The organism is Peterkaempfera podocarpi, from assembly GCF_042466665.1.
GTDB classification, from domain to species: domain Bacteria; phylum Actinomycetota; class Actinomycetes; order Streptomycetales; family Streptomycetaceae; genus Peterkaempfera; species Peterkaempfera podocarpi.
Genome location: NZ_CP162102.1, coordinates 228,381 through 250,466, shown reverse-complemented (window position 1 = coordinate 250,466; position 22,086 = coordinate 228,381). Strand labels below are relative to the sequence as shown.

Below are 22,086 nucleotides of genomic sequence, written 5' to 3'. Positions count from 1 at the left end.
CGGCTTGCCCGCCGCCGGGTTCACGCCTGCGACGGACTCACCGGGGCGTATGGGCGGGGAGCATTCCCTGGATCCGCGGCGAGGCCGTCGGCGAGGTCCCGCGTGTCCCTGTGGACGGCCGACGCGCCCGTTCCTCCGGAGAGACGCCGCCGCTGAGAAGTCCGGGCAGGATAAAGGGCAGGACTGTTCTTCGGCAGGGGACCACGTCCCGCACCGGGGTTGCCGAGAACGGCAGGCGAGCCGGCGACGTTCTCGCGGGACCGGGATGAATCGCTGCTCGCGGATGTGCGACGGACCACCCACTGTCTCCGCCCGAGCGCGCCGTCCGCGGGGTACCTCGGTTCAGCCCGCAGTGCTCGAGGCCCAGCCGGGCCGGTGGGCGGGGGCGGAGGTGCCTGCGGGGAGGCGCACCTCCAGTCGGCCGGGAGCGGTGATCCGGCTTTCGAAGCGGGGTTGCGGTGCGGTGGCCGGGCCGTGCATAGGGGCTCCGTCGGAGAGCCGGAAGACACTGCCGTGCCAGGGGCACTCGATGCAGCCCTCGGCTGTCCGGCCCTGGGACAGCGGACCGGACAGGTGGCTGCAGCGGTCGGCCAGCACATGGACCTTCTCGCCCTCGCGTACGACCACCACGGGGATCTCACCCACGAGCCGCCGCACCGCCGTGTCCGGCGGAAAGTCGTCGAGCATGCCGAGCACATGCCAGCCGGGGGCGACGAGGTGGGGGACGTTCTCGGCGTGGTTGGCCCCGGCCGCCTGCCGGAAGGCGAGGTGGCCGCCCAGGATTCCGCCCGCGGTCACTGCGCCGAGCCCCGCGAACCCCAGCGCGCGGCCCAGACCCGGCCGACCGTTGAGTCGCGCCGCAAGCGATCCGGAGTAGAGGAGCACACCGGCGGCGTTCGCAGCGGCGTGCACCACGCCGACCCGCAGCTGCTGTTCGTGCTGCTCGGCCCAGTCGACCCACCCCGCCAGCGCCGCGGGTACCGCGCCGGCCAGGCCCAGGGCGACCAGCAGGCCTGCTGCCCGTCGCTCGCCGGGCAGCAGGTCGAGCACGGCGGCGGACGTCCAGGAGCCGATCGGCAGCTGCACCAGAGCGGGGTGGAGCGGGTGTCCGAGCCAGACGCCGCGCAGCGCGTCACGGCCCCGGCCGAGCGGCAGCGACCGTACCGCACGCTGGAGCGGCCGTGCCACGGCGTCCAGGCCTGCGACACGCTCCAGTGAGTCGACCGCGGCCAGCAGCCGCTCGGCGCGGACGGCCGGATTGCCGTCCGGAGTGGCGCGCTCGTGTCTGCCGGGTCCGGAGACGATCCCGGGCAGCGTCGCGTGGATGAGCTGTGGAAGTCGCATAGGGGTCGGGTTTCCGCCGATCCGCGCGGTAAACAGGCCGGGGCGACCGGGGACTGCGCCCCTCCGGGGGTGAGGCCCGTGGTGAGGCGGCAGCGGAACCGGACGCCGCTGGGCGGGATCACGGGACACGTCATGTTCCGAAGGATCACGCCGCGGCTGAGGGCGCTCCGGGGGTGCGGCGCGGAGTGGGCACCGTTCGGGTTCAGTTTGTGGTGGAGGTGTCTTTGACGGCGCTGTCGACGGTGTCGTACAGAGCAAGGGTCCTCGTCGTGTTTGTCACCTCGAACAGCCGCAGGACGATCGTCCGTGCCCTTGCCAGACGCACCCATCCGCCCGCCTGCCCTGCCTGGGTGTGCGCCCCGATGAGGAGGCGGACCGTGCTGCAGTCCAGGTAACTCACCCCGTCCAGGTCAAGTGCGACCTTCGGACTCCGGGACCACACCAACCGCGTCAGACACGCCTCAAGCACGGCGCATGTGTCCAGATCCAGATCGCCCACCACGGTCACCACCGCGATGCCGTCCACGCGCAGGCGACTGCTCACATCGACATCGGGCACGGCCATGCCTCACCTCCCCACTTGTCCGTCTCTCCGGGTTTCGCCTCCCCGTCCGCGCCCCCGCTACACCCTGCGGCCCACCACTAACGGCACCGGGGCGCGCGCTTGCAGCAGCCGTCATGCGTAGGAAGAGCTGGGCTGAGCAGCGGCGACGCCGGTGCCGCAATCAACGATCACGTGGCGGACTGTCGTGGGCAATTCGCCCTCGAACCAAGGTGCAGAACACCGCCCGCAGGTCGGCCAACCGGGAACCCGGGCGGCGAGGGTGCTGTCTTGGCGACCTCTCCTGACGGAGCGTGAGCGAGCCGATGGAGCCAGCAGTCAAGTCATGACGGCTCACCCGGAGATGCAGAAGTCGGATCAGTGCGCGTTACTTCGTGCACCACTGGGTGTGGTCGGACCTGATGGCACCGAACGACTTGGGAATCGTGGTGACGCCCGTGTTCGGCCTGATCGTCATGGTGCGGCCGGTGAAGTTCACCCCGTTGTAGATCTTCCAGCACCAGCCGCCCGGGCGGCCTTCTTCGTCCGTGCCGAGGGGCACGTTGTTGTACAGCGATTTCGCGCTGACGAGTGCGGGCTCCGAGCGGGTTGCGCTGTGGTGGAACGCGAACGTGGAGACCGCGCCGGTGTATCCGGCCTTGGCGTAGGCGCACAGGAGGTCCGAGGCGCATCCCGCGGGGGACTTGGGGCCGCTGCCGACGGCCTGGGCCGGAGCGGCCGACGCCATCCCTGCGGCGATCGCGAGTGTGACGGCGAGAGTTGCGGTCTTCTTGGGATACATGCCGGTCTCCCTGTCCGCCTCGGCATCGGCCGGAGGCTGGGGACGTAGCGGCGGGAAGAGGGGCGACCGGGGCCGTACGCGGCGGCAGTCGCTGGCATCCACGCTACGTAGCCGCTCACCGGCCGCAACTCGACCGCGCCCGAATGGGGGCAGGGGTGGAGGTCAGCTGGTCGGTACAGGCAGCAGGGCCTGGTGAAGTCCCTGCCGGGTCCGCGCGATGGCAGTGGCGTGAGCGAACGGCGCTCTCGAACCGGCGTGGGGGAGTGGAGGTGGGGCCCGGCAGCCAATCGGTCGGGCCTGCCTACGGTGGGATTCCGCGACGGACACACGCGGTGGATCGACGGTGGCCGGGCACAGGCGGAGGCAACGGTCCCCCAGCGGAGTTGACGTCTCGTCACTGCGGGCGGCCGATGGTTGGAGGCTGCCTGGTCGGTCGACCTGGGCAGGACCTCGGCGTTCGACCAGCATCTGTTGCGGGGCGGCGTAGGCGTCATGAGGCCCGTCCGTGTTTCGGCCGGCTGGCCTCCCTCGAATGCGGCACCGCTGTGCCCACCCGGCAGGTCGATTGACGGTACGCCAGTGACGCGGCACGGACTCGGCGATTGCTGGTTGCCCGTGATGTCGCGTGGTCTGGGCGAGATGCGTCCGCAGGCCGGCGAGGGCGACAGGGTCGGCCGCCCGGTGTGCCCTGCCACGCCGTGATTGCCGGGCGCAGGGCAACTCCCGCCGCTCGTGGAACGGCCGACCGCCGCCACCGGGTCGGAACCCAGTGGCGGCGGCCGGGGTGCTCAGCGAGCGCTGAGACTCAGCCGAGCTTGAACGAACGGAAGTCCAGGCCGATGAGGGTTCCACCGGCCGGGATCGGCGTGTGGGCCTCGGAGCCGCACGCGCTGTCGCCGTACACGTAGAAGCTCTTGTCGGTGCTGTTGGCCAGCGCCCGGAAGTAGCCCGTGGAGCCGGGCAACACCTCGCTGACCGTGTAGCAGTGGCCGTCCGCCGGGTTGTTCACGGTGATGTGCTTGCCCTCCGGCATGACCGTGACTTGCACGGGGCCGTTGGCGGCCCAGGCCGTGACGGGGGCGCTCACAGCGAGCAGCACAGCGGCACCGGCAACTACAGGAAGCTTGGCCCAGCGGGAGGTGGACGTGCGGTTCATCGGGTCCTCCGTGATGTGGTCTCGTGGAGTCTTCCGGTCCGGTGAAACGGACCTGTTCCGCGTCACCGGACGGCGGGTCGAACCTGCGTGACTCAGTCTGCACGGAAGGTGGTGCGTGTGCCACCGGAGGGACTGAAGGGGCAGTTGGTGCAGGAGTTACGTCAAGCAGTGTTCGTCTTCGCGCCTGTATACGGGGGCAGTTCCGACCGCGGTCGCCATACGGGCTCCGGTCTGCAACGGGCTCGGCGAGGGACATGTCGGTGACCTCCCGCTCCGATGAAACCGATGGTCCGTCATGCGCACCGCGCCACAACTCCCACGACAGTTGGGCGATTTCACCAGGTGGAGCGGACGAGTTGATCGGTTCCTCGGCTCAGCGGATCCTGCTGGATCTGATCGAGGTGCAGGCCGCGGCGCACATCGATGCAGCGTCCGGCGAGCACACCCAAGTACGCGGACGACCTGGCGCAGCGGCCATGGGGAGAAGACGGGTCACCCCTCGGCCGGAGAGCTGAGGCTGTGCAGACCGGCCGATCGCACCGGCTGCCCCACGCCCAACTCATCGGCGGTGAGGGGATCACGGACCTTGCCGCTGCGGCCGTCGTGACCGGTGTCCCCGAAGGATCACCATTGCGCGAGCACGCGGTGCGCAGTCGATGCGAGGGGGACTGCCCGTCAAGTCGCGGGACGAGGTGGCACGGACGTCCGTTCCGGGCAGCTCACGACCCGATCGGGAGCTGCGGCCCGTCAGGCCGCGCCCGAGCCGAGGGGACCGCGGCCCGTGCGACGGAAGCGTCGCATGCCGACCCAGCCCCCGCCGTTGCGGACCGGGGCATGTCCCGGGCGCCGCGATCATCCGTTCCGGTCGCCGTAGGCCGCCCTGCTGGCCTCGATCTCCGCGATGTGCTCGATCGCCCAGCCGGCGAGCGCGAGCGCCGGCGGGATCAGGCTCCGCCCGGTGGGCGTGAGTGCGTACTCGACTCGGGGCGGGACCTCCGCAAACGCAGTCCGCGACACCAGGCCGTCGCGTTCCAGGTTCCGGAGTGTCAGTGTCAGCATCCGCTGCGAGATCCCGGGTATCTGCCGGTGCAGCTCGCTGAAGCGCAGGCGTCCCTGGTCGAGGGTCGCCACGATCAGCAGTGTCCACTTGTCGCAGATCCGGTCGAGCACTGCGCGGATCGTCTGCCCGCCGTCTCCCCGGATCATGCATGTGTGCTCATACCGCGACATGACAACTCCCTGTACCCAACGCACATGCGTGTGCCTTTTGCAGGCCTCCGGACAGTGACCCATGATGGGGCAACTTTCACTGGTAACTATGTGCACATGGGGGCACTGTGGACGTCGCCTACTGGATCGTCGCCGCGTTGCTGGCGGTGTTCTACCTCTACGCCGGAGGCAAGAAGGTCCTGCAGAGCCAGGAGCAGCTCCAACCCATGATGGGATGGGTCGACCGTGTCCCCATGCCGCTGGTCAGGGTCATCGGAACGTTGGAACTCCTCGGCGCGGCGGGCCTGATCCTGCCGCCGCTGACCGGGGTCGCGGCCTGGCTCGCCATAGCCGCGGCCAGCGGCCTCGTCCTGATCCAGGTCGGGGGCATCGCGGTGCATGTCTCGCGGGGTGAGACCCGGCAGATCGGACTGAACATCGCCCTGCTGGTGCTTGCTGCCGTGGCCGTCTGGCTGGGGACGACCTGGCGCTGACCGCCCTGCATGCGACCCGGGCGGCCGGAGGGACGCCCGACCGCCATGGGTATGTTGCCGTTGCCGTTGCCGTTGCCGTTGCCGTTGCCGTTGCCGTTGCCGTTGCCTGCGCCGACGCAGGCAGCGGCAGCATCGTCCGGTTCCCGGTGAGCACTCGAACCGGTGCACGCCCGCGGAGGCGGGAGGCATCCCGCAGGACCTCGTCAGCATCACGATCTTCCTGACCGACATCTCCGACTACCAGGCGCACGGCAGGGAGATCGGGGCGGTCTGGCGCGAGCTCGCCGGGCCGGTCTGTCCCGCGATGGCCGGCATCGGCACCACGGAACTGTGGCAGCCCGAGGCCAGGAGCGAGATCCTTGGAGTCGCCGTCATCCCCGACGAGCGCCTCATCCGGCCCACGGCGTCCTGAGCTCCTCCCGTCCGGGCGCGGGGGTGCGGTTGCGGGTCCCGCGTGCGGGCCGCGCCGTGCGCGGGGGCGCTGCACCGAGCCGATCGCCGGCGGGAGACGGCCCTGAGGTGGAGGGTTCGTCCCCTCGTGGCCGCTGGGGGCGGCGGAGCGGTTCGGTCCGTCGGCGGCAGGGGGATGGCTTAGATTCCTGTCGGCCGTCAGATGACCGCTGCATCCCAAGGCTGTGAGTTGTCGAGTCCGAGACGTCGGCTGCTGCCAGGAACGGTGCCGGTGCCGGGCCCGCGGTACGGCGGTGATCCGGCCCCGGTTCGGCCGTCGATCACCGCAACTCCACCCCTGCCGCGGTGCCGACCCGCCGGATCTGGTCGGCTGTGAGGCGGCTCAGCTCCCTGATCAGCCCGGCCATGTCCGGACCAGCCGTGTACTGGAGCGGCAGCCGGGCAGGCAGCCCGCCGACCTCGGCGACCGGGCCGGCCATGGCGGCCAGGTCGCCGACGGGGAACCCCAGGACGACCGCGAAGTCGCGCAGCAGGTCGTGGGTCACCTTCACCCGCCCGCGTCCCACTGCGCCGATCGTGGCCGCACTGACATACAGGCCGGTCAGTACGGAGAAGACCTGAGCCGAGTGCGTCCAGCCCAGGTTCCGGTTGGCGAGCATGCGAAGGAGCACGCCGCCAAAGCCTGTCGGGTACCGCTCGAAGCTGCGCAGCGCGCCAACGGGGACGGTGCGACGCTCCTGCGGCAATGTCCGAACGTACTGGCGCAACCGACTTCTACCGTCAGGGGGCAGGAGCACGACATGCCTCGTGAGAGCAACCACCAGGCCCCCGGCTGTCGCATCCAAGGGCATCAGATCCTCCGGCACCGGCACGCCGGCGATCACGAACAGGTCGGCGGCCGGCAGGTCCAGCAGGAGCGCGATCCGCCGCAGCAGCGCGGGGTCGGGCACCGCACCCCTGCACACCTCCCGAAGCTCCGACTCCTCGACCTCGCACTGCTGGGAGAGCAGGCCGAGGCCGAACCGGCGATGAGCCAACAGCCGCCCCAGCAGCGCATCGGAGCCTGGAGTACGCGTCATCGGCGCAGCCTAGCCCTGCGCTGCCACCAGGGGCACCGGTGGTTGGCCGGGAACGCAGGAAGTGCCTCTGAGCTGCAACGACAGGACGTGCCGTGGGTCCTGTACGTGGTAGCGGCAGAGGCACTTCCCAGGTGACGAACGGTTACGGGTCGTGTCTGTGCGGGCGCCTTGCGGGCAGCGGTCGTGGGGTGGTCATCAACTGCCCGGCGTTGCTCGGTCGGACGCTACGCGCGGGGCCTCCCGGCGCGGGCGGTCAAGGCAGGATCTCGACATACCCGTCGGTTCCGTGCACACGGATCCGCTGCCCGTCCCGGATCAGCCGGGTGGCCCGCCCCACGCCCACGACGGCGGGCAAGCCGTACTCCCGGGCGATCACCGCGCCATGGGTCATCAGGCCGCCCACCTCCGTCACCAGGCCCGCGATTCCGACGAACAGCGGCGACCAGCTGGGGTCCGTGAAGGTCGTGACCAGGATGTCGCCCGCTTCGAGATCGGCCTCCGCGATGTCAAGGATGACGCGGGCCCTCCCCTCGACGGTCCCGGCGGAGACCGGGAGGCCGGTCAGGGCGCCGGCCGGCACGTCGTCGCGCCGGTACGCCCCGGCGAGGGCCTCGCCGTCGGATGTGAGCACCCGGGGCGGTGTGAGCGCGTGGTACGACCGGAACGCGTCCTTGCGCTGCCGGATGAGCCGGTCATCCGCCCGGCGCGAGCGTACGACGTCGTGGAGCTCCTGGAAGGTGAGGTAGAAGATGTCCTCCTTCTCCGGAAGCACATCGGCCTGCACCAGGCGCTCGGCCTCCTCCAGCAGGGCCTGCTTGTAGACGAAGTAGCGGCTGACAATGCCGTACTTCGGGTACTCCCGGTACCCGACGAAGGCTCTGACCTGGTCGATCATCCGCTTGGTCTCGTCGGCCCTCCGGTCCCCGTCCGGCAGGGCCCGCAAGCGCGACAGCACCTCCTCTTCCTTCGCCTGCGCCTTCCGCCGCCCTTGCTCGAAGCGTCGCTCGGCGGCGCCCGGCTCGAAGTTCCTGACGTTGTCGAGGAGCACGGGAACGACCGTGGTGGGGCGCTCGCGCCACCGTGGCCTGGTGATGTCGATCTCGCCGACGCAGCGCATGCCGTACCGGTCGAGGTAGGCCTCGATGGCGTCGCGCGCCTCGGTCCCGCCCGGGATCTTCGGCAACTCCTCCAGGAACCCCTCGTCCTCGACGCCCTGCAGGAACGCCACCACCTCCGGCTGCGCGCGGACCACGTCCGCGACGTCGAGAAGCGCCAGCCCCATCTCCGACGTGACGTTGTCGGGGGCGGACAGCGTCAGCGTGTCAGCCGCGTTCTTCTCGCCCAGCCACTCCTGCAGCTTGTCGTTGAGCCACCAGGTGGCCTCCATCCCCGCCATGATCGCCTGAAAGTTCAGCGGATCACCGAGGACTCGCTTGTGCTCCTCGAAGGCCTCCAGCAGGAAGTCGAACAGCTGCGGTCCGGACTTCGTACGGATGTCGCGCTCCAGGGCGGCGATGGACCGCCGGCTGCGCTCGATCAGCTCGGTGACGATGGCCGGATCGGCCTCGACCGGGGCGGACGCACCGCCGGCCGGCGGCCCGCCGGGACCCGCGTCCGGGAGCGAGGGGACGAAGCCGTCGCGGTCGAGGACGGTCTCCAGAGCATCCCTGACCAGCGGATCGCCTCTCCCCATGACCTCCAGGAGGCCGGCGCGGCTCGCGGGCGAGGCCAGGCGCCGGGTGACGTCGACGAACAGCCTCCCGCCGGCCGTGTGCATCGGTGCCATGGCCGTCAGCTGCCACACGGAGAGCCCCAGGGGCTTCAGGGGGTCGGTCATCATCTGCTGATGGCCGACGGAGACGTAGACGTGGTTCTCCCGGTCGTCGGTCTCGGGGACGGGGAACAGCGTCGTGATCGGCCGGCTCTGAACGATCCGGAAGTCGTCGTCGACCAGGCACCATTCGATGTCCTGCGGGCGGCCGAAGTGCGCTTCGATCCGCCGCCCGAGCTGCACGAGCCGTACGACCTGCGCATCCGTCAGCGCCGGCTGCTCCTGCCGCTGCGAGTCGATCGCCACTTCCTGCGTACCACCGGCTGGCAGGGCGTGAACGGCCAGCTGTTTGGAGGCGATCGCCTTGGCGACGACCTCGCCGTGTCGCACCGTGAAGACGTCCGGGTTCACCAGGCCGGAGACCAGTGCCTCGCCGAGTCCGAAGCCGGCGTCCACGGTGGCGACCTTCCGGTTGCCCGTGACGGGGTCGGCCGTGAACAGGATGCCGGCCGCGTCCGGGAAGACCATCTGCTGCACGACCACGGCCATGTGGACCGTACGGTGGTCGATGCCGTTCCGCTGGCGGTAGGTCACGGCCCGCTCGGTGAAGAGCGAGGCCCAGCACCGGCTGATGTGCTGGAGGATCGCCGCCGGCCCCACGACGTTCAGGTAGGTGTCCTGCTGGCCGGCGAAGGAGGCCGTCGGCAGGTCCTCGGCCGTCGCGCTGGACCGCACGGCGCAGGCGGTGTGCTCGCCGAGCCGGGCGAGCGCGCCGGTGATCGCCGCTGCGAGATCGCCCGGGATGGCGATCCCCTCGATGGTCCGGCGGATCTCCGCGCTGAGCGTGCGGATCGCCTCCCGGTCGTCCGGGTTCAGGTGCGACAGCTGATCCAGCCGATCGTTGATCGACGGCGCCTCCGCCATGATCCGCCGGAAGGCGTCCGTCGTCACGCAGAAGCCGGCCGGCACCCGGATGCCTTCGATCCGCGACAGACCGCCCAGGTGCGCACCCTTGCCGCCGACGACCGCGATCTGCGTCTGGTCAATCCGGTGAAGATCCCACACGTACTGCTCGATCACTGCGACACCTCCGAGACAGTCGTGAGGCCGTGCGCTCGATCACCCATCTGCGACGCCCCAAACTCTGTCGATCCTCCTGTCGAGCACATCCTCATCCCTGGGTGCCCTCCCTTCGACGAGCCGGCCGGCCGCGCCGCCCAGTCGGGTTCGGCGTCACCGCATCCCCCGTACGTCGACAACAGCTCACGCACGTCGTGCCCTCATTTCCGCAGGTTGTGGCATCGGCCGATGATTCTGCGCCGTGACCCGGGCCTTGCCGCAAGCCCCCCGGTGCGTTATACGTTGAGAGTGGCAAGGAGAGATCTCTCCTTGCCTCTGCTTTGGGCGCGGCTCGTTCGGAGGGGCGGCCGGTGCCGGGCGCGGGCTCGTATCGGCTGCCGTACGCCGGTGTCGGTGTGGACGCCTACCATGCACGGCATGCGTGAGTTCTTCGTGGTGGGTGGGCGGCGGCTGTCGTATCTGGACTTCGGTGGTCCTGGTCTTCCCCTGCTCGCCTTCCATGGGCACTACAACGAAGCCTCGGCTTTTGTGCCGCTGGCCGAGGCATTGGCGCCGCAGTGGCGGGTGATCGCGCTCGATCAGCGCGGGCACGGTGAGTCCGACCGGGCCCCGAGTTACGAACGGGACGACTACGTCGCTGACATCGCGGCGTTCCAGCGCCATCTGGGCATCGGTTCGGTGGCGGTTGTGGGCCACTCACTGGGCGGCGTCAACGCCTACCAGTACGCCGCAAGGCACCCGGGCCAGGTCACCGCCCTGATCGTTGAGGACATCGGCGCGGTGGTGAACAGCGACTGGTCATTCACCGAGCGGCTTCCCCGCGGTGCGCCGTCCCGCCAGGCTCTGATCACGGCGCTCGGCGCCACCGCACCGTATCTGGAGTGCTCCGTACGGCGGTCCGGGGACGGCTGGGGCTACTCGTTCGACCTGGAGCACACGGTGTGGTCGCAGAAGGCGCTCAACGGTGACCACTGGGACGACTGGATGAAGGTGGGGTGCCCCACCCTGCTCGTGCGGGGAAGGCGCAGCGACGAACTGGCCGCCGACCACGCCCGTGCCATGGTGACCCGCCGGGCCGGCCAGGCGGAACTGGTCGAGCTTCCCGCCGGGCACGTCGTGCACCGCGATGCGCCCGCCGAGTTCGCCGATACCGTCCGCGCTTTCCTGGCCAGGTGCAGTTCGTCCTGGGTGAGAGGTGCTTCAGGCTGCGAGGGTGAGTCCGGGCCGACAGCGGAGTAGGCGTCTCCCGGGCGAAGCCGGGTAGCGCGCCCGGGGTGAAACCGCGATGGGAGGCCCCGGTGAGTAACTCGGCAGGGTGCGGCTGGGCGCTAATCGAGTCGACGTACCTCCCAGGTGCCCGCGACAATCCCGTCATGCCGCAAGCATCCGATCCGCTCCCGGTCCTCTGGCTCTGCGGGCCGGCAGGCGTCGGCAAGACGACGGCGGGCTGGGAGTTCTTCTCCCGCCTCACCGCATCGGGGTTCCCTGTCGGCTACGTCGACATCGACCAGCTGGGCGTTTTCCTTCCAGGACCTCCCGAGGACCCGGACCGGCACCGGATGAAGACGCAGAACTTGGCCGCGGTGCTGGCGAACTTCCGTGAGCGGGGCGCCCGGTGTGTGGTGGTGTCGGGAGTCGTCGATCCGGTGCAGGGCGTGTACGTGCACGAACTGCCCGGCACCGACGTGACGGTGTGCCGGCTCCGCGCCGACCGGGAGGAGCTGGCGCGGAGGTTCACAGGGCGCGGAATGCCGCCGCATATGGTTCAGGAGACCCTCGACGAGGCAGACGTCCTGGACGCGAGCGGCGTCGGCGACGTGTGCATCGACACGACCGGCCTCGCCGTGTCCGAGGTCCTCCAACAGATGGCCGAGCGCATCGGCGACTGGCCGGTCCCGGGGCGATCGGCTGGGGACGGCGAGACAGCCCAGGCTGCGGCCGGGCGTTCCACGGGGCGCGAGGACATCCCCGCCCGAGCAGAGCCGGGAGCAGAGGCCTGGTCTGCGCGACCGCTGCTCCCCAGGCGGCCGAGCCCGGGCGGCGCGGCCTCACGACCGCCCGAGTCGGGGGCCTCTGCGCCCGGCCTGCCGGTGCTGTGGCTGTGCGGCCCCACCGGGGTCGGCAAGTCGACCATCGGCTGGCAGGTCTACCAGCGCGTCGACAACTCCGTCCGTGCCGCCTACCTGGATCTCGACCAACTCGCCTTCCTCCGCCCCGCCCCGCCCGACGACCCCGCCCACCACAGGCTCAAGGCAAGCAACTTGGCCGCCCTGTGGCACGCCTACCGTGCGGCCGGCGCTCGCGCTCTCATCGTCACCGGCCAGGTCGATGACGAGGCGACCGCTCTGCTGTACACCGCCGCGCTGCCGCTTGTCTCCGTCACGCTGTGCCGCCTGCGTGCGAGTCGCACCACCCTGCTGGAACGGATCAATTCCCGTGGCCAGGGCGGCAGCTGGGCCGCTCCTGGCGACCCGCTGAAGGGCCGGCCCGTCGCCGACCTGCTCCGCACCGCCGAAGAGGCGGCCGCGACAGCCGAGGCCCTGGACCGGGCCGCGCTCGGCCACCTCTGCATCGCCACGGACGACCGCACGGCCGAGGAGTCGGCGGCCGCGATCACCGCTGCCTGGCCGAGCCACCGCTCCTCCGAAGGGACGTGACGATCGGGCCGCTCATGGAGCGGCCCGGGGACGCAGGCAACCCCGCGGCTGTCGTGCGGACAGCGGATGACGGGGTGGTGGCCGCAGCTCATGGCACCGACCCCGCCTGCCGTCCGACCCTGCCCAGAGCGGCAGCGGCCCTACAGCGCGGGTGGACGCTCGAAGAAGGTCTCCAGGGTGACTGTGGCCTGCGTGCCGCTCACGCCCTCGATCGCGTACAACCGCCGCAGCACGTCCTGCAGCTGCTCGGTGCCGGCAGTGCGCACCTTCACCAGGACCGAGGCGCTGCCCGCGATGATGTGGGCCTCCTCGATCTCCGAGATGGCGGCGAAGGCCTCGGCAGAGTCGCCCATCCAGGCCGAGGACTCGACCATCACAAAGGCGAGTACGCCGAGCCCGAGCGCCCTCGGGTCGACGTCGACGGTGGTGCGCCGGATGACCCCGCGCTCGCGCAGCTTGCGGACCCGCTCGTGGGTCGCACCCGCAGACAGCCCGATCGCCTTGCCAAGGGCCGCATACGCCTGTCCGGCGTCCTGCTGCAGCAGCGCGACCAGCGCGCGATCGATCTCGTCCAGGTTCTCCGATGCCATGGTGGAACCATATCGTCTTCGGTCATAATCGTGTCGCACCGAACAGCATTCAGTTATGGGCATCAAGGGGTGGATTGTGTCTGGCGACATCAAGTACGGTCTGTACCAGATCCTGGATGAGCGCTTCCGTACCGGGAAGTGCGCCAACGGTGACCTCCGGCTGGAGAAGCTCCACGGCGACTGCCGGTGGGCGGAGGGCCCGGTCTACCTGCCGGCCTGGCGTCAGCTGATCTGGAGCGACATCCCCAACGACCGGATGCTGCGCTGGGACGAGTCCACGGGCACGGTCGGAGTCTTCCGTTCCCCTGCTGGCCACAGCAACGGCAACACGCTGGACCGCGAAGGCCGTCTGATCAGCTGCGAGCAGGGCAACCGCCGGGTCACCCGCACCGAGCACGACGGCTCGGTGACCGTCCTGGCCGACCGCTACCAGGGCATGAGGCTCAACTCGCCGAACGACGCCGTGGTGCGCTCCGACGGCTCCGTCTGGTTCTCCGACCCGGACTTCGGCATCACCAGCGACTACGAGGGCCACCGCGCCGACAGCGAGATCGGCGCCTGCAACGTGTACCGCATCGATCCGGGCAGCGGTGAGGTGCGACTCGTCGCGGACGGTTTCACCGGTCCCAACGGGCTCGTCTTCTCGCTCGACGAGCGGCAGCTGTTCGTGTCGGACAGCAGGGCGAGGCACATCCGCGTCTTCGACGTGCACGAGGACGGCACCCTCTCGGACGGCAAGGTCTTCGCGGAGGCCCGGGAGAGCAGCTTCGACAACATCCGCTTCGACGACGGAGGGCGGCTGTGGGCGGCGGCCCTCGACGACGGCGTGCACTGCTACGACCCGGACGGCACGCTGATCGGGCGACTGCTCATCCCTGAGACCGTCTCCAACCTCACCTTCGGCGGGCCCAAGAACAATCGTCTCTTCATCACCGCGGGGACCTCGGTGTACTCCCTGGTCATGGCGGTGACCGGAACCCCTCGGGTGCGCCGGGGCGAGGCCTGACCTCCAGGCGCCGGGCCCGATTCCGGGCCCGATTCCTGGCCTGACTCCGGGGCAGGCGCGGTCAGGTGGTGCTGGATCGTCGTCCAGGGGGCGGTGGGCGCACCCTCACCGCCCCGACCTCCCTGGCGAGCGCGGGTGGTGCCGACCCGCCGTTGACCTCGAAGGTGCAGTGACCGGAGGCAGCTCTGGCCCCACATGTGGCGCGGTGAGTGCAGGTCGCAAGTCCGACGCATGCGGGATCACGGCTGTGGGGATGGGGGTTCTCCCTGCGGACAGGGGAGCCGGCCGTCAGTAGCCTGACGCGGTGACGACCAACCCCCTCTTGTCGAGAGCCATGAACGGCACCGTCAGCCCGCGCCTGCTCCCTCTGCCGGATCGCATCGCAGAGCTTCTGTTGGAACTCGGAAGTCCGCCGCGGCTGGCGGCTCACCTGCGAGCAGTCCATGACGTCGCGCATCAGCTGGTCGGCTGGGTGGAACAGCGCCGGCCCGCTGTGGACTTCGACCGTGAAGCGGTGCTCTTCGGGGCGGCGACGCACGATGTGGGGAAGACTGTGCACCCCGCCGAGCTCTCCGGGCCCGGGTCGGCCCACGAGGAGGCGGGCCGGACGCTGCTCCTCGACCGGGGCTTCAGCCTGCAACTGGCGCGCTTCGCCGCGACCCATGCGTCATGGACGGAACCGCACATCGGCTTTGAGGACCTGATGGTCAGCCTTGCCGACAAGATCTGGAAGAACAAGCGCGTGACCGACCTGGAGGACCTCGTCGTGGCCCGGCTGGCCGAGGCGAGCGGCCGGGCTGCATGGGAGGAGTTCAGCGCGCTCGACGAGGTTCTCGCCCGCATCGGCGACGGGGCCGACCAGCGCCTGGCGTTCCAGGCATCCTTCCCGGTGCACCGCTGAGGCCCCCCGGCGTCGCTCCGAACCGCCGTCCATCCGGCAGTGCAGGATGCACCGGTCCGCGGCCCACCTCTGGTCGGCCGGACGGGCCCGCACGGGGAAGTCCCCCGTGCGGGCCCGTCCGGGCCTACTGGTTACGGTGGTCCGCAGTGGCCCGGACCGCCGACCCGGTCAGGAGGGCAGGGTCCACTTCTGGTTGGCTCCGCCCGTGCAGTCCCAGATCTGCACCTGGGTGCCCGCTGTGGTGGACCAGCCGGGATCGTCCAGGCACTTGTTGGACTGCGGGTTGTAGAGCGACCCGTCGGACTGCGGGATCCACACCTGGGCGGCGGTGTTGTTGCAGTCGTAGAGGTCGACCAAGGTGCCGTTGGCGGTACCGCCCGCGTTGATGTCCAGGCACTTGCCGAGCACGTGGAGGGTCGTGCCGGCCTGGACGAACGTCCACTTCTGCGCGTCGGTGCCGTTGCAGGTGTAGATCTGGATCGGGTTGTAGTTGGTGGCGTCGGACGAGCGGTCGTCCAGGCACAGGCCGCCGTACCCGGTGATCGCGCCACCCGTCCCGGTGCCGCCCCCGCCGCCTCCGCTGCCCCCACCGGTGGTGGTGTACGCCGCGACGTACCCCACGCTCATGCTCGCGCCCGAGGTGGTCGCGGCGGTGGGCGTGGTGCAGCCGCACACGCCGTTGGGGAACCCGCCGCCGATGGCCAGGTCAAAGATGATCATCAGGTTGTGATCGAAGGCCTGCTGCCAGGTGGCGGCTCCGACCTGGCTCTCGTTCACGCTGAAGTACTGGTTGCCGTCGAGGTACCAGGTGATGGACTCGGCCGAGGTGTTGGTCCGGTCGAGGATCATCGAGTACGTGTGGTAGCCGGTCTGGCAGCCGGAGCAGGCCCGCAGCCCGCTGCCGATGCCGTTGCCCTCGTTGCACACCCCGCCCGGGTAGGTGCCGCAGTGGATGGTGCCGGCGACCTGGGAGAGCGCGTTGACGTCCTCCATGATGTCGATCTCGCCGTTCTCCGGCCACTGTCCCTGGCCCAGCATCCAGAAGGCCGGCCAGTAACCCAGGCCGCTGCCCGGGTTCGGCTGCATGATGGACGCGGTGACCTGCAGCTTGCCTCCGGCAGGGGCGCCGACGGCGGCAGTGGGCGTGTGGATGCGCCCGGACGTCCAGTTGCTGCCGCTCCCCAGCGCGGTGATCTTCAAATGACCGCTGCCGTCGAGGGAGACGTTGCTGGTCGAGTTGGTCATGGTCTCGATCTCACCGGTGCCGAAGTTGGAGCCCGGCCCGGTGTCGTAGGTCCACTTCGACGAGTTGGGGGCGGTGCCCCCCGACCCCGCGAAGTCGTCACTGAAGACCGTCGTCCACCCGGAGGGCGGCGCCGGGACCGTCACCGCGTTGGCGGGCGCCGGGAGGAACACGAAGACGGCGAACACGGCGGCCGCCGTCAACGCTCCGACCTGGCGACAGCGTCGGAAGAGTGAGCGCAGCCTGTGCGGCGCTCGCGGTTGGCTGGTGCGAGAAGTCATGTACGGCTCCCAGGGGATCCATGGGCTGCCACTTCCGGTCAGTGGCGGCCGGGCGTGCCGAGCTCCCGCTGCCGCTCCGCGAGGGGGCGGTGGCGGCGACGGGGGGTTTCATGAGGGTTCACGCTGCTGGGCCGGAGGGAGAGGGGGCCCCCGGCCGTGCGGGTGGCGGGGCTGCACGGTGGGAGACGACTGCGGCAGGGCGGAGGACTCGGCGGCATGGGCTGCTGCTGTGTCTCGGGGGCGGTCCACTCCGGTGGACGTCACCTGCGTCGGCTGGGGCAGGGGCCGCTGCGGGCCGGTCCATGTCCGGGTGTGCCGAAAGGGACGGTGCACCGGTGGACGTTCCCGTAGTCCGAGCTCGGGTCGCCGGAGCGAAGATGGGCATGGCGTGTGGAGCATGCGTCGCGAGATCATGCGGTGGTCCGGTTTCTGGGCAGGGGGTGGCGCGGCGCAGGGCCGAAACGCTCCGGCTCGGACCGGACAGATGTCGGATGCAGGAGCAACTATCGACTTGTCATGACCACTCGTCAATGAGGTGAGAGCGCTCTCTTTTTTGCAGCGCGAGCGTTTGACGCCGGGGGAGAGCCGCGACCTGCCGACGCATCGTCAGCACCACGGAGCCGGGTGGCCGTTCGAGCGAAGAGCCACCGGAGAGATCCGGCCGCCGTCCGCCTGCGTACGACGGTCACCAAGGGACCGGCAGCGCAGCCGCCGCCTCGTCGAGGCCGTCGATTGCGGTGAGTGTGCACAGGGCCGCCGTCGCGCTCCGGGCCGGCCCGGCCCGCCGTCGCGCTCCGGGCCACGTCCCCGCGGCGGGCCCTGCCGCCCCGATCCGTGGGGCGCCATGGGCGTCGTCAGCCCGCTGACGCGGCGCCTTCGGCCGGCCTCGCCCGTTCTACGGCGCCGAGGGCGCGCGTTCGCCGGGGCCGTGCCGCCGCCCGCCGGGTGGATTCTCCGGCGGATTCTGCGGTGCCTCAGGGGATGACGCGGGGAGCACGGCGCGTATCGAGGGAAGGGCGAGGACGGCCGCGACCGCCGTGATCTGCCACACCGCGCCGAAGCCCAGCACCCCCGTGGTGCCGACGAGCACCGAGATCGGCCCGGCGGCGGCCAACCCGACGGGACCGAGCGCGAAGGCCCCGAAGGTGGTGTAGGCGTTGACGCGCGCGAGCATGTCCGGCGGTACCCCACGCTGCACTGCGGTCGCATGGAGAGTGCCGCAGACCGCCGATCCGACCCCGGCGGCCAGTGCGGCGCCGCAGACCCACGGCAGCGAGCCGTCAGCGGCGAGGGCAGCGGACGGCAGGGACCAGCCGAAGGCGGCCACCATGGCCACCAAAAGCGGCCGGCGCGGCCGACGGCCGAGCATGGCCAGGCCCCCCGCCACCGCGCCGCACCCCTGCAGGGCCATGACCAGGCCCCACGCGCTCGCCCCGCCGAGCCGGCGCTCGGCGACGACCGGGCCGAGGACCAGGAACGGCCCCCAGACCAGGAGATTGAAGAGACAGCCCTGGACCGTGGTGGCCCACAACCAGGTGCGGGATCTGAACTCCGCCCAGCCGTCGCCGAGTTGCGCGAAGAACGAGGAGGCTGCCCCGGTCGACGGTGGTGTGCGGGGCAACAGCAGCAGCACGACCAAGCTCACCGCATAGCTGGCAGCATCCAGCGCGATCACCGAGGACGCGTTCACCGCGGCGGTCAACAGGCCGGCGAGGACCGGCCCGGCGATGGCGGTCGCCGAACGCGTGATCCCGAGCAGGGCGTTGGCGTCGGACAGCGCGTCCGGCCGCACGATGTGCGGCAGCAGGGCGCCCAGGGCCGGGGTGAACAGTGCCTCCGCAACGCCCCAGAGGGCGACAAGACCGACCAGGGCCCACACATTCGGCCTGCCGCCGACCAGGACCGCGACAAGGCCGAGCTGGGTGAGAAAGCGGACACCGTCGGCGGCCAGCATGGACCGGCGGCTCCCCACACGGTCGCCGATCACTCCGCCGACAAGCAGCATGAGCACCAACGGCAGGGTCCGGGCCGCCAGCACCCAACCCAGCTCGGTGCCCCCGCCGCCGGTCTCCAGGATCGCGAAGGCCAGCGCGATCGAAGCCATCGCGGAGCCCAGCATCGAGGTGCTGTAGCCGAGGAAGAAACGGCGGAAGTCGCGCTCACCCATCACGGAGAGTCGCCGGGCAACGGTCATGGCCGCAGGATGCAAGGCGCCAACGGGGACACGCCAGAAGCTCGGCGCAAAAACTTGAGCCAGGTCAAGTCAACCTATGATGGACTGAAGCGCGATCCGCAGCTCATTTACTGCGGAAACTGGGGGGTCAAAGTGTCGGGTGAGCGCTGATGGAAGGCGGGCGCGTGAGTCAGCCTGTGGAGTACGCCGTCGCCGTGGACCGGTTCCTGGCCGCCGCCACGCTGGCGGGCGGCTCCCGTCGGATCTACCGGATCGCCCTCACGACCTGGGCCTGGGCACTGGCGGACCGCCCCCCACCGCTGGGCGAGGGCCGCCGCAACGCAGCGCCGCCCGTCCTCCCGCTGGCCCTGCTGGACGACCCCCTCGCTGCGATCCGGCTCCGCAAGGCGTTCGACACACGGTGCGCAGTCATCGGCGCCCGTACGGCCAACCGGGAGCTGTCCGTCCTCGTCGGCGCGGTCGCCTGGTGGCGGGCACAGGGCTGGCTGACCGGCGATCCCACGACCGCACTGCGCCCCCGCCCGGCACCAGGGCCGTCAGGCGGCAACCCCCGGATCAGCGCCCGCCAGGCCCAGGGCGTCCTGGACCTGCCCGCCCCGCTGCGTGAGCAGACCTTCTGGCATCTGCTGTACGAGACCGGAGCGCCGATCGAGCGCATACTCGCCCTCGACATCGACAACCTCAATCTGCCCCGCCGATGCACGCGCCGGCGCGATCACCCGTCCCTGCACTGGGGCGAGGGGACGGCCAGGCTGCTTCCCCTGCTGGTGCTCGGCCGCGTCGACGGGCCGTTGTTCACCACCAGCCGCGGCCGACTCTCGTACCGCCGTGCTGCGGAGATCTTCCGAGCGGCCACTCGCCCGCTCGATCCGCAGGAGCGCGGTTGGACGCTCCATCAGTTGTCGCTGGCAGGTCAGCAGCAGAGCATCCGCTGAACGGTTCCCCTGCCGCGCGGCACCAGGGTTCCGGGCCTCCGCCTGCCGACGGCTGGATTCCCCGGCCGTCGAGACTCCAGGCGGATCGTGCGGGCCAGGCCGCCTGCCTCCCCGCCGCCCAGGACGCCGACCCGGACCCGGGACCCGCCACCCGGACCGCGGTATGCAGCGCCCGAGTCTGTTGCCGCACGGGTTCCACGAGCAGGGCTCTCCGGCGCCCGACCCTGGAGGCGCAGTTCACCGGCATGGGCTACCCGGTGCCGACCTCTGCTGACCTCCGACGCAGGCGACCGGGCAGGGCCCGGCGACGGCGCGCCTCAGTGGGCGGTGGGGCACTTGAGGTGGCGGGAGGTGCACGCCGGGACGGCGGACGGGGGAGTGCCGCGCGGTGGCACCGGCCGCTCGGCCGAGCCGGCGACGCCGGTTCCGCCTAGCCTCGATCCATGGTGTGACCGCCCAGGGAAAGGACCGGCATGGACCTCCAGCTCAAGGACAAAGTTGCCCTCGTCACCGGAGCGAGCAAGGGCATCGGCCTCGCCATCGCCGATGCGTTCGCCCGTGAAGGCGTACATGTGATCGCCGGCAGCCGGAGCGTCACTCCCGAACTTGAAGCGCTCCACCAGCAGTACGGTGTCACCGCGATCCCGGTCGACCTGTCCACCGCGGACGGCCCGGACACCCTCGTCCGGGTCGCGATGGACCAGCACGCCAGGGTCGACATCCTGGTGAACAATCTGGGTGCCGCCACGTCCCGTACGAGCTTTCTGGACATCGACGACGCCGAGTGGCAGCGGATCTTCAACCTGACCCTGTTCAGCGCGGTCCGGGCCAGCCGCGCGGCGATTCCCCACCTGCTGGAAGCGGACGGCGGATCCATCGTCAACATCAGCTCCATCAACGCGCGCCTGCCGTTCCCCAGGATCGTGGACTACTCCGCGGCCAAGGCCGGGCTGGCCAGCCTGACCAAGTCACTGTCCGAAGAGTTCGCATCGCGAGGCCTCCGGGTCAATGCGATCGCCCCGGGACCGGTCCGCACTCCCTTCTGGACCGACCCGGGTGGCTTCGCCCATTCCACGGCCGCCCAGTCCGGCACCAGCGCGCAGGAAGCCATGGACACCGTGGTGCCGCAGAGCATGGGCATCTCCACCGGCCGGGTCACCGAAGCCCACGAAGTCGCCGATCTGGCTCTCTTCCTCGCCTCCCCGCTCGCCGGCAACATCACGGGAGCCGAGTTCACCATCGACGGCGGCCAGGTCAAGACGCTGTGAGCTCCCGGCCCCGCCCGGAGCGCGCCCCGTCAGCGAGCACCGGGCGGTAGCAGCCGAACAGACCTCGATCCGCCTGTCCGGCCAGAAGGTCGCGCCCGAGCGGCCCGGCCGGTGCAGAAGCAGCCGACGCGGCCGCGCCGCGCCCCCACGTACCCTTTCCCCGTGTCAGCCGCCTCCCGCCGCCATCGCGTCGCCGTCCTCGTGCTCGAGGGCGCCAAGCCGCTCGACGTCGGTATTCCGGCACAGGTGTTCACGACCCGCGCGAGCATGCCGTACGAAGTACGGGTGTGCGGCGCCGCACCCGGGCTGGTGACCGGCGGCGACGGCCTCTCCTACGCCGTCGCCCACGGCCTCGACGCCCTTGCGTGGGCCGACATCGTCTTCATCCCCGGCTACCGGTTCCCGGACCGTGAGGACCCGCCGCAGGCCGTCGTCGACGCGCTGATCGCCGCCCACGACCGGGGCGGGCGGCTCGCCGCCATCTCCACGGGCGCCTTCGCACTCGCCGCCACAGGACTGCTGGACGGCAAGCGGGCCACGACGCACTGGCACTACACCCGGGCACTCGCGCTGAAGCACCCGCTCGTCCGGGTCGACGAGAACGTCCTCTTCGTCGACGAAGGCAGCGTACTGACGTCGGCCGGCGCTGCCTCGGGCATCGACCTGTGCCTGCACATTCTCCGCGGCGACCTCGGGGTGGCCGCATCGAACCACGCCGCCCGGCGCCTGGTCGCCGCCCCCTACCGCAGCGGCGGTCAGGCACAGTACGTGCCGCGCAGCGTGCCCGAGCCGCTCGGCGAACGGTTCGCTGCCACCCGCGAGTGGGCGCTGCACCGACTCGGCGAGCCCCTCACCCTTGAGGCGCTCGCCCGGCATGCGGCGGTGTCCCCGCGTACGTTCTCGCGGCGCTTCGCCGAGGACACCGGGTACACGCCGATGCAGTGGGTCATGCGGGCCCGCATCGACGTCGCCCGGGAGCTGCTGGAACGCTCGCAGCGGAGCGTCGAGCAGATCGCCGCCGATGTCGGCCTCGGCACCGGCGCGAACCTGCGGCTGCACTTCCAGCACATCCTTGGCACCACGCCGAGTGAGTACCGGCGCACCTTCGCCCGGGGCGAGTAGCC

18 protein-coding genes are annotated in these 22,086 nt (G+C 70.7%); 8 read left to right on the top strand and 10 right to left on the bottom strand.

Translation table 11 applies throughout. The annotated features are described in order from the left end of the window. Positions 1-342: 342 nt before the first annotated feature. From AB0761_RS01080 to AB0761_RS01060, 5 genes are all read right to left on the bottom strand, one after another. Entirely contained in the window at positions 343-1,344 is a 1,002-nt protein-coding gene (locus AB0761_RS01080; protein WP_377266921.1) for a Rieske 2Fe-2S domain-containing protein, read from the bottom strand. Between the two features lie 202 nt (positions 1,345-1,546). Then, positions 1,547-1,909, bottom strand: a complete 363-nt coding sequence (locus AB0761_RS01075; protein WP_377266920.1) for an STAS domain-containing protein — start codon at positions 1,907-1,909, stop codon at positions 1,547-1,549. 364 nt (positions 1,910-2,273) lie between these two features. Beyond that, positions 2,274-2,687, bottom strand: a complete 414-nt coding sequence (locus tag AB0761_RS01070; protein ID WP_377266919.1) for a peptidase inhibitor family I36 protein — start codon at positions 2,685-2,687, stop codon at positions 2,274-2,276. Positions 2,688-3,492: 805 nt separating this feature from the next. Next, positions 3,493-3,843: a hypothetical protein gene (locus AB0761_RS01065; RefSeq protein ID WP_377266918.1), complete on the bottom strand. Its 351-nt coding sequence runs from the start codon at positions 3,841-3,843 to the stop codon at positions 3,493-3,495. An 852-nt stretch (positions 3,844-4,695) separates the two neighbouring features. Further along, on the bottom strand, positions 4,696-5,073 hold the full coding sequence (locus AB0761_RS01060; RefSeq protein WP_377266917.1) for a winged helix-turn-helix transcriptional regulator: 378 nt from the start codon (positions 5,071-5,073) through the stop codon (positions 4,696-4,698). Positions 5,074-5,180: 107 nt separating this feature from the next. On the opposite strand from AB0761_RS01060, the gene AB0761_RS01055 reads away from it, so the two are divergent. Beyond that, entirely contained in the window at positions 5,181-5,546 is a 366-nt protein-coding gene (locus AB0761_RS01055) for a DoxX family protein (protein WP_377266916.1), read from the top strand. Positions 5,547-6,277: 731 nt separating this feature from the next. Here the strand turns inward: AB0761_RS01055 and AB0761_RS01050 are convergent. Both AB0761_RS01050 and rph read right to left on the bottom strand, forming a co-directional pair. After that, positions 6,278-7,036, bottom strand: coding sequence for a hypothetical protein (locus AB0761_RS01050; protein WP_377266915.1), 759 nt, complete (start codon positions 7,034-7,036; stop codon positions 6,278-6,280). Between the two features lie 253 nt (positions 7,037-7,289). Beyond that, the gene (rph, locus tag AB0761_RS01045; protein WP_377266914.1) at positions 7,290-9,887 is read right to left on the bottom strand and encodes a rifamycin-inactivating phosphotransferase; all 2,598 of its coding nucleotides are present in this window, start codon (positions 9,885-9,887) and stop codon (positions 7,290-7,292) included. Between the two features lie 417 nt (positions 9,888-10,304). Here rph and AB0761_RS01040 point away from each other — a divergent pair, with 417 nt between their 5' ends. Both AB0761_RS01040 and AB0761_RS01035 read left to right on the top strand, forming a co-directional pair. Next, a complete protein-coding gene (locus AB0761_RS01040) occupies positions 10,305-11,126 on the top strand; it encodes an alpha/beta fold hydrolase (RefSeq protein ID WP_377266913.1) in 822 nt (273 codons plus the stop codon). Between the two features lie 134 nt (positions 11,127-11,260). Beyond that, complete coding sequence (locus AB0761_RS01035; RefSeq protein ID WP_377266912.1) at positions 11,261-12,544, top strand: AAA family ATPase; 1,284 nt, start codon at positions 11,261-11,263, stop codon at positions 12,542-12,544. A 140-nt stretch (positions 12,545-12,684) separates the two neighbouring features. On the opposite strand, the gene AB0761_RS01030 is transcribed toward AB0761_RS01035, so the two are convergent. Next, positions 12,685-13,119 carry an Lrp/AsnC family transcriptional regulator gene (locus AB0761_RS01030; protein ID WP_377273903.1) on the bottom strand — a complete coding sequence of 145 codons (435 nt, stop codon included), beginning with the start codon at positions 13,117-13,119 and terminating at the stop codon, positions 12,685-12,687. A gap of 91 nt (positions 13,120-13,210) precedes the next feature. Here AB0761_RS01030 and AB0761_RS01025 point away from each other — a divergent pair, with 91 nt between their 5' ends. Then, entirely contained in the window at positions 13,211-14,140 is a 930-nt protein-coding gene (locus tag AB0761_RS01025; RefSeq protein WP_377266911.1) for an SMP-30/gluconolactonase/LRE family protein, read from the top strand. 334 nt (positions 14,141-14,474) lie between these two features. Continuing rightward, positions 14,475-15,041 carry an HD domain-containing protein gene (locus AB0761_RS01020; protein WP_377273902.1) on the top strand — a complete coding sequence of 189 codons (567 nt, stop codon included), beginning with the start codon at positions 14,475-14,477 and terminating at the stop codon, positions 15,039-15,041. 168 nt (positions 15,042-15,209) lie between these two features. Here AB0761_RS01020 and AB0761_RS01015 read toward each other — a convergent pair whose 3' ends face one another. Both AB0761_RS01015 and AB0761_RS01010 read right to left on the bottom strand, forming a co-directional pair. Then, positions 15,210-16,487, bottom strand: a complete 1,278-nt coding sequence (locus tag AB0761_RS01015) for a ricin-type beta-trefoil lectin domain protein (RefSeq protein WP_377266910.1) — start codon at positions 16,485-16,487, stop codon at positions 15,210-15,212. Positions 16,488-17,460: 973 nt separating this feature from the next. Further along, positions 17,461-18,759 (bottom strand): MFS transporter, encoded by a 1,299-nt coding sequence (locus AB0761_RS01010; RefSeq protein WP_377266909.1) that lies wholly within the window; start codon positions 18,757-18,759, stop codon positions 17,461-17,463. 164 nt (positions 18,760-18,923) lie between these two features. Between AB0761_RS01010 and AB0761_RS01005 the strand changes: the two genes are divergently transcribed. The 3 genes from AB0761_RS01005 to AB0761_RS00995 all read left to right on the top strand — a co-directional run bounded on the left by AB0761_RS01005 (position 18,924) and on the right by AB0761_RS00995 (position 22,084). Further along, positions 18,924-19,694: a hypothetical protein gene (locus AB0761_RS01005; protein ID WP_377266908.1), complete on the top strand. Its 771-nt coding sequence runs from the start codon at positions 18,924-18,926 to the stop codon at positions 19,692-19,694. A gap of 473 nt (positions 19,695-20,167) precedes the next feature. Further along, the gene (locus tag AB0761_RS01000) at positions 20,168-20,962 is read left to right on the top strand and encodes an SDR family NAD(P)-dependent oxidoreductase (protein WP_377266907.1); all 795 of its coding nucleotides are present in this window, start codon (positions 20,168-20,170) and stop codon (positions 20,960-20,962) included. A gap of 162 nt (positions 20,963-21,124) precedes the next feature. Next, positions 21,125-22,084, top strand: a complete 960-nt coding sequence (locus AB0761_RS00995) for a GlxA family transcriptional regulator (RefSeq protein WP_377266906.1) — start codon at positions 21,125-21,127, stop codon at positions 22,082-22,084. The last annotated feature ends 2 nt before the right edge of the window (positions 22,085-22,086 follow it).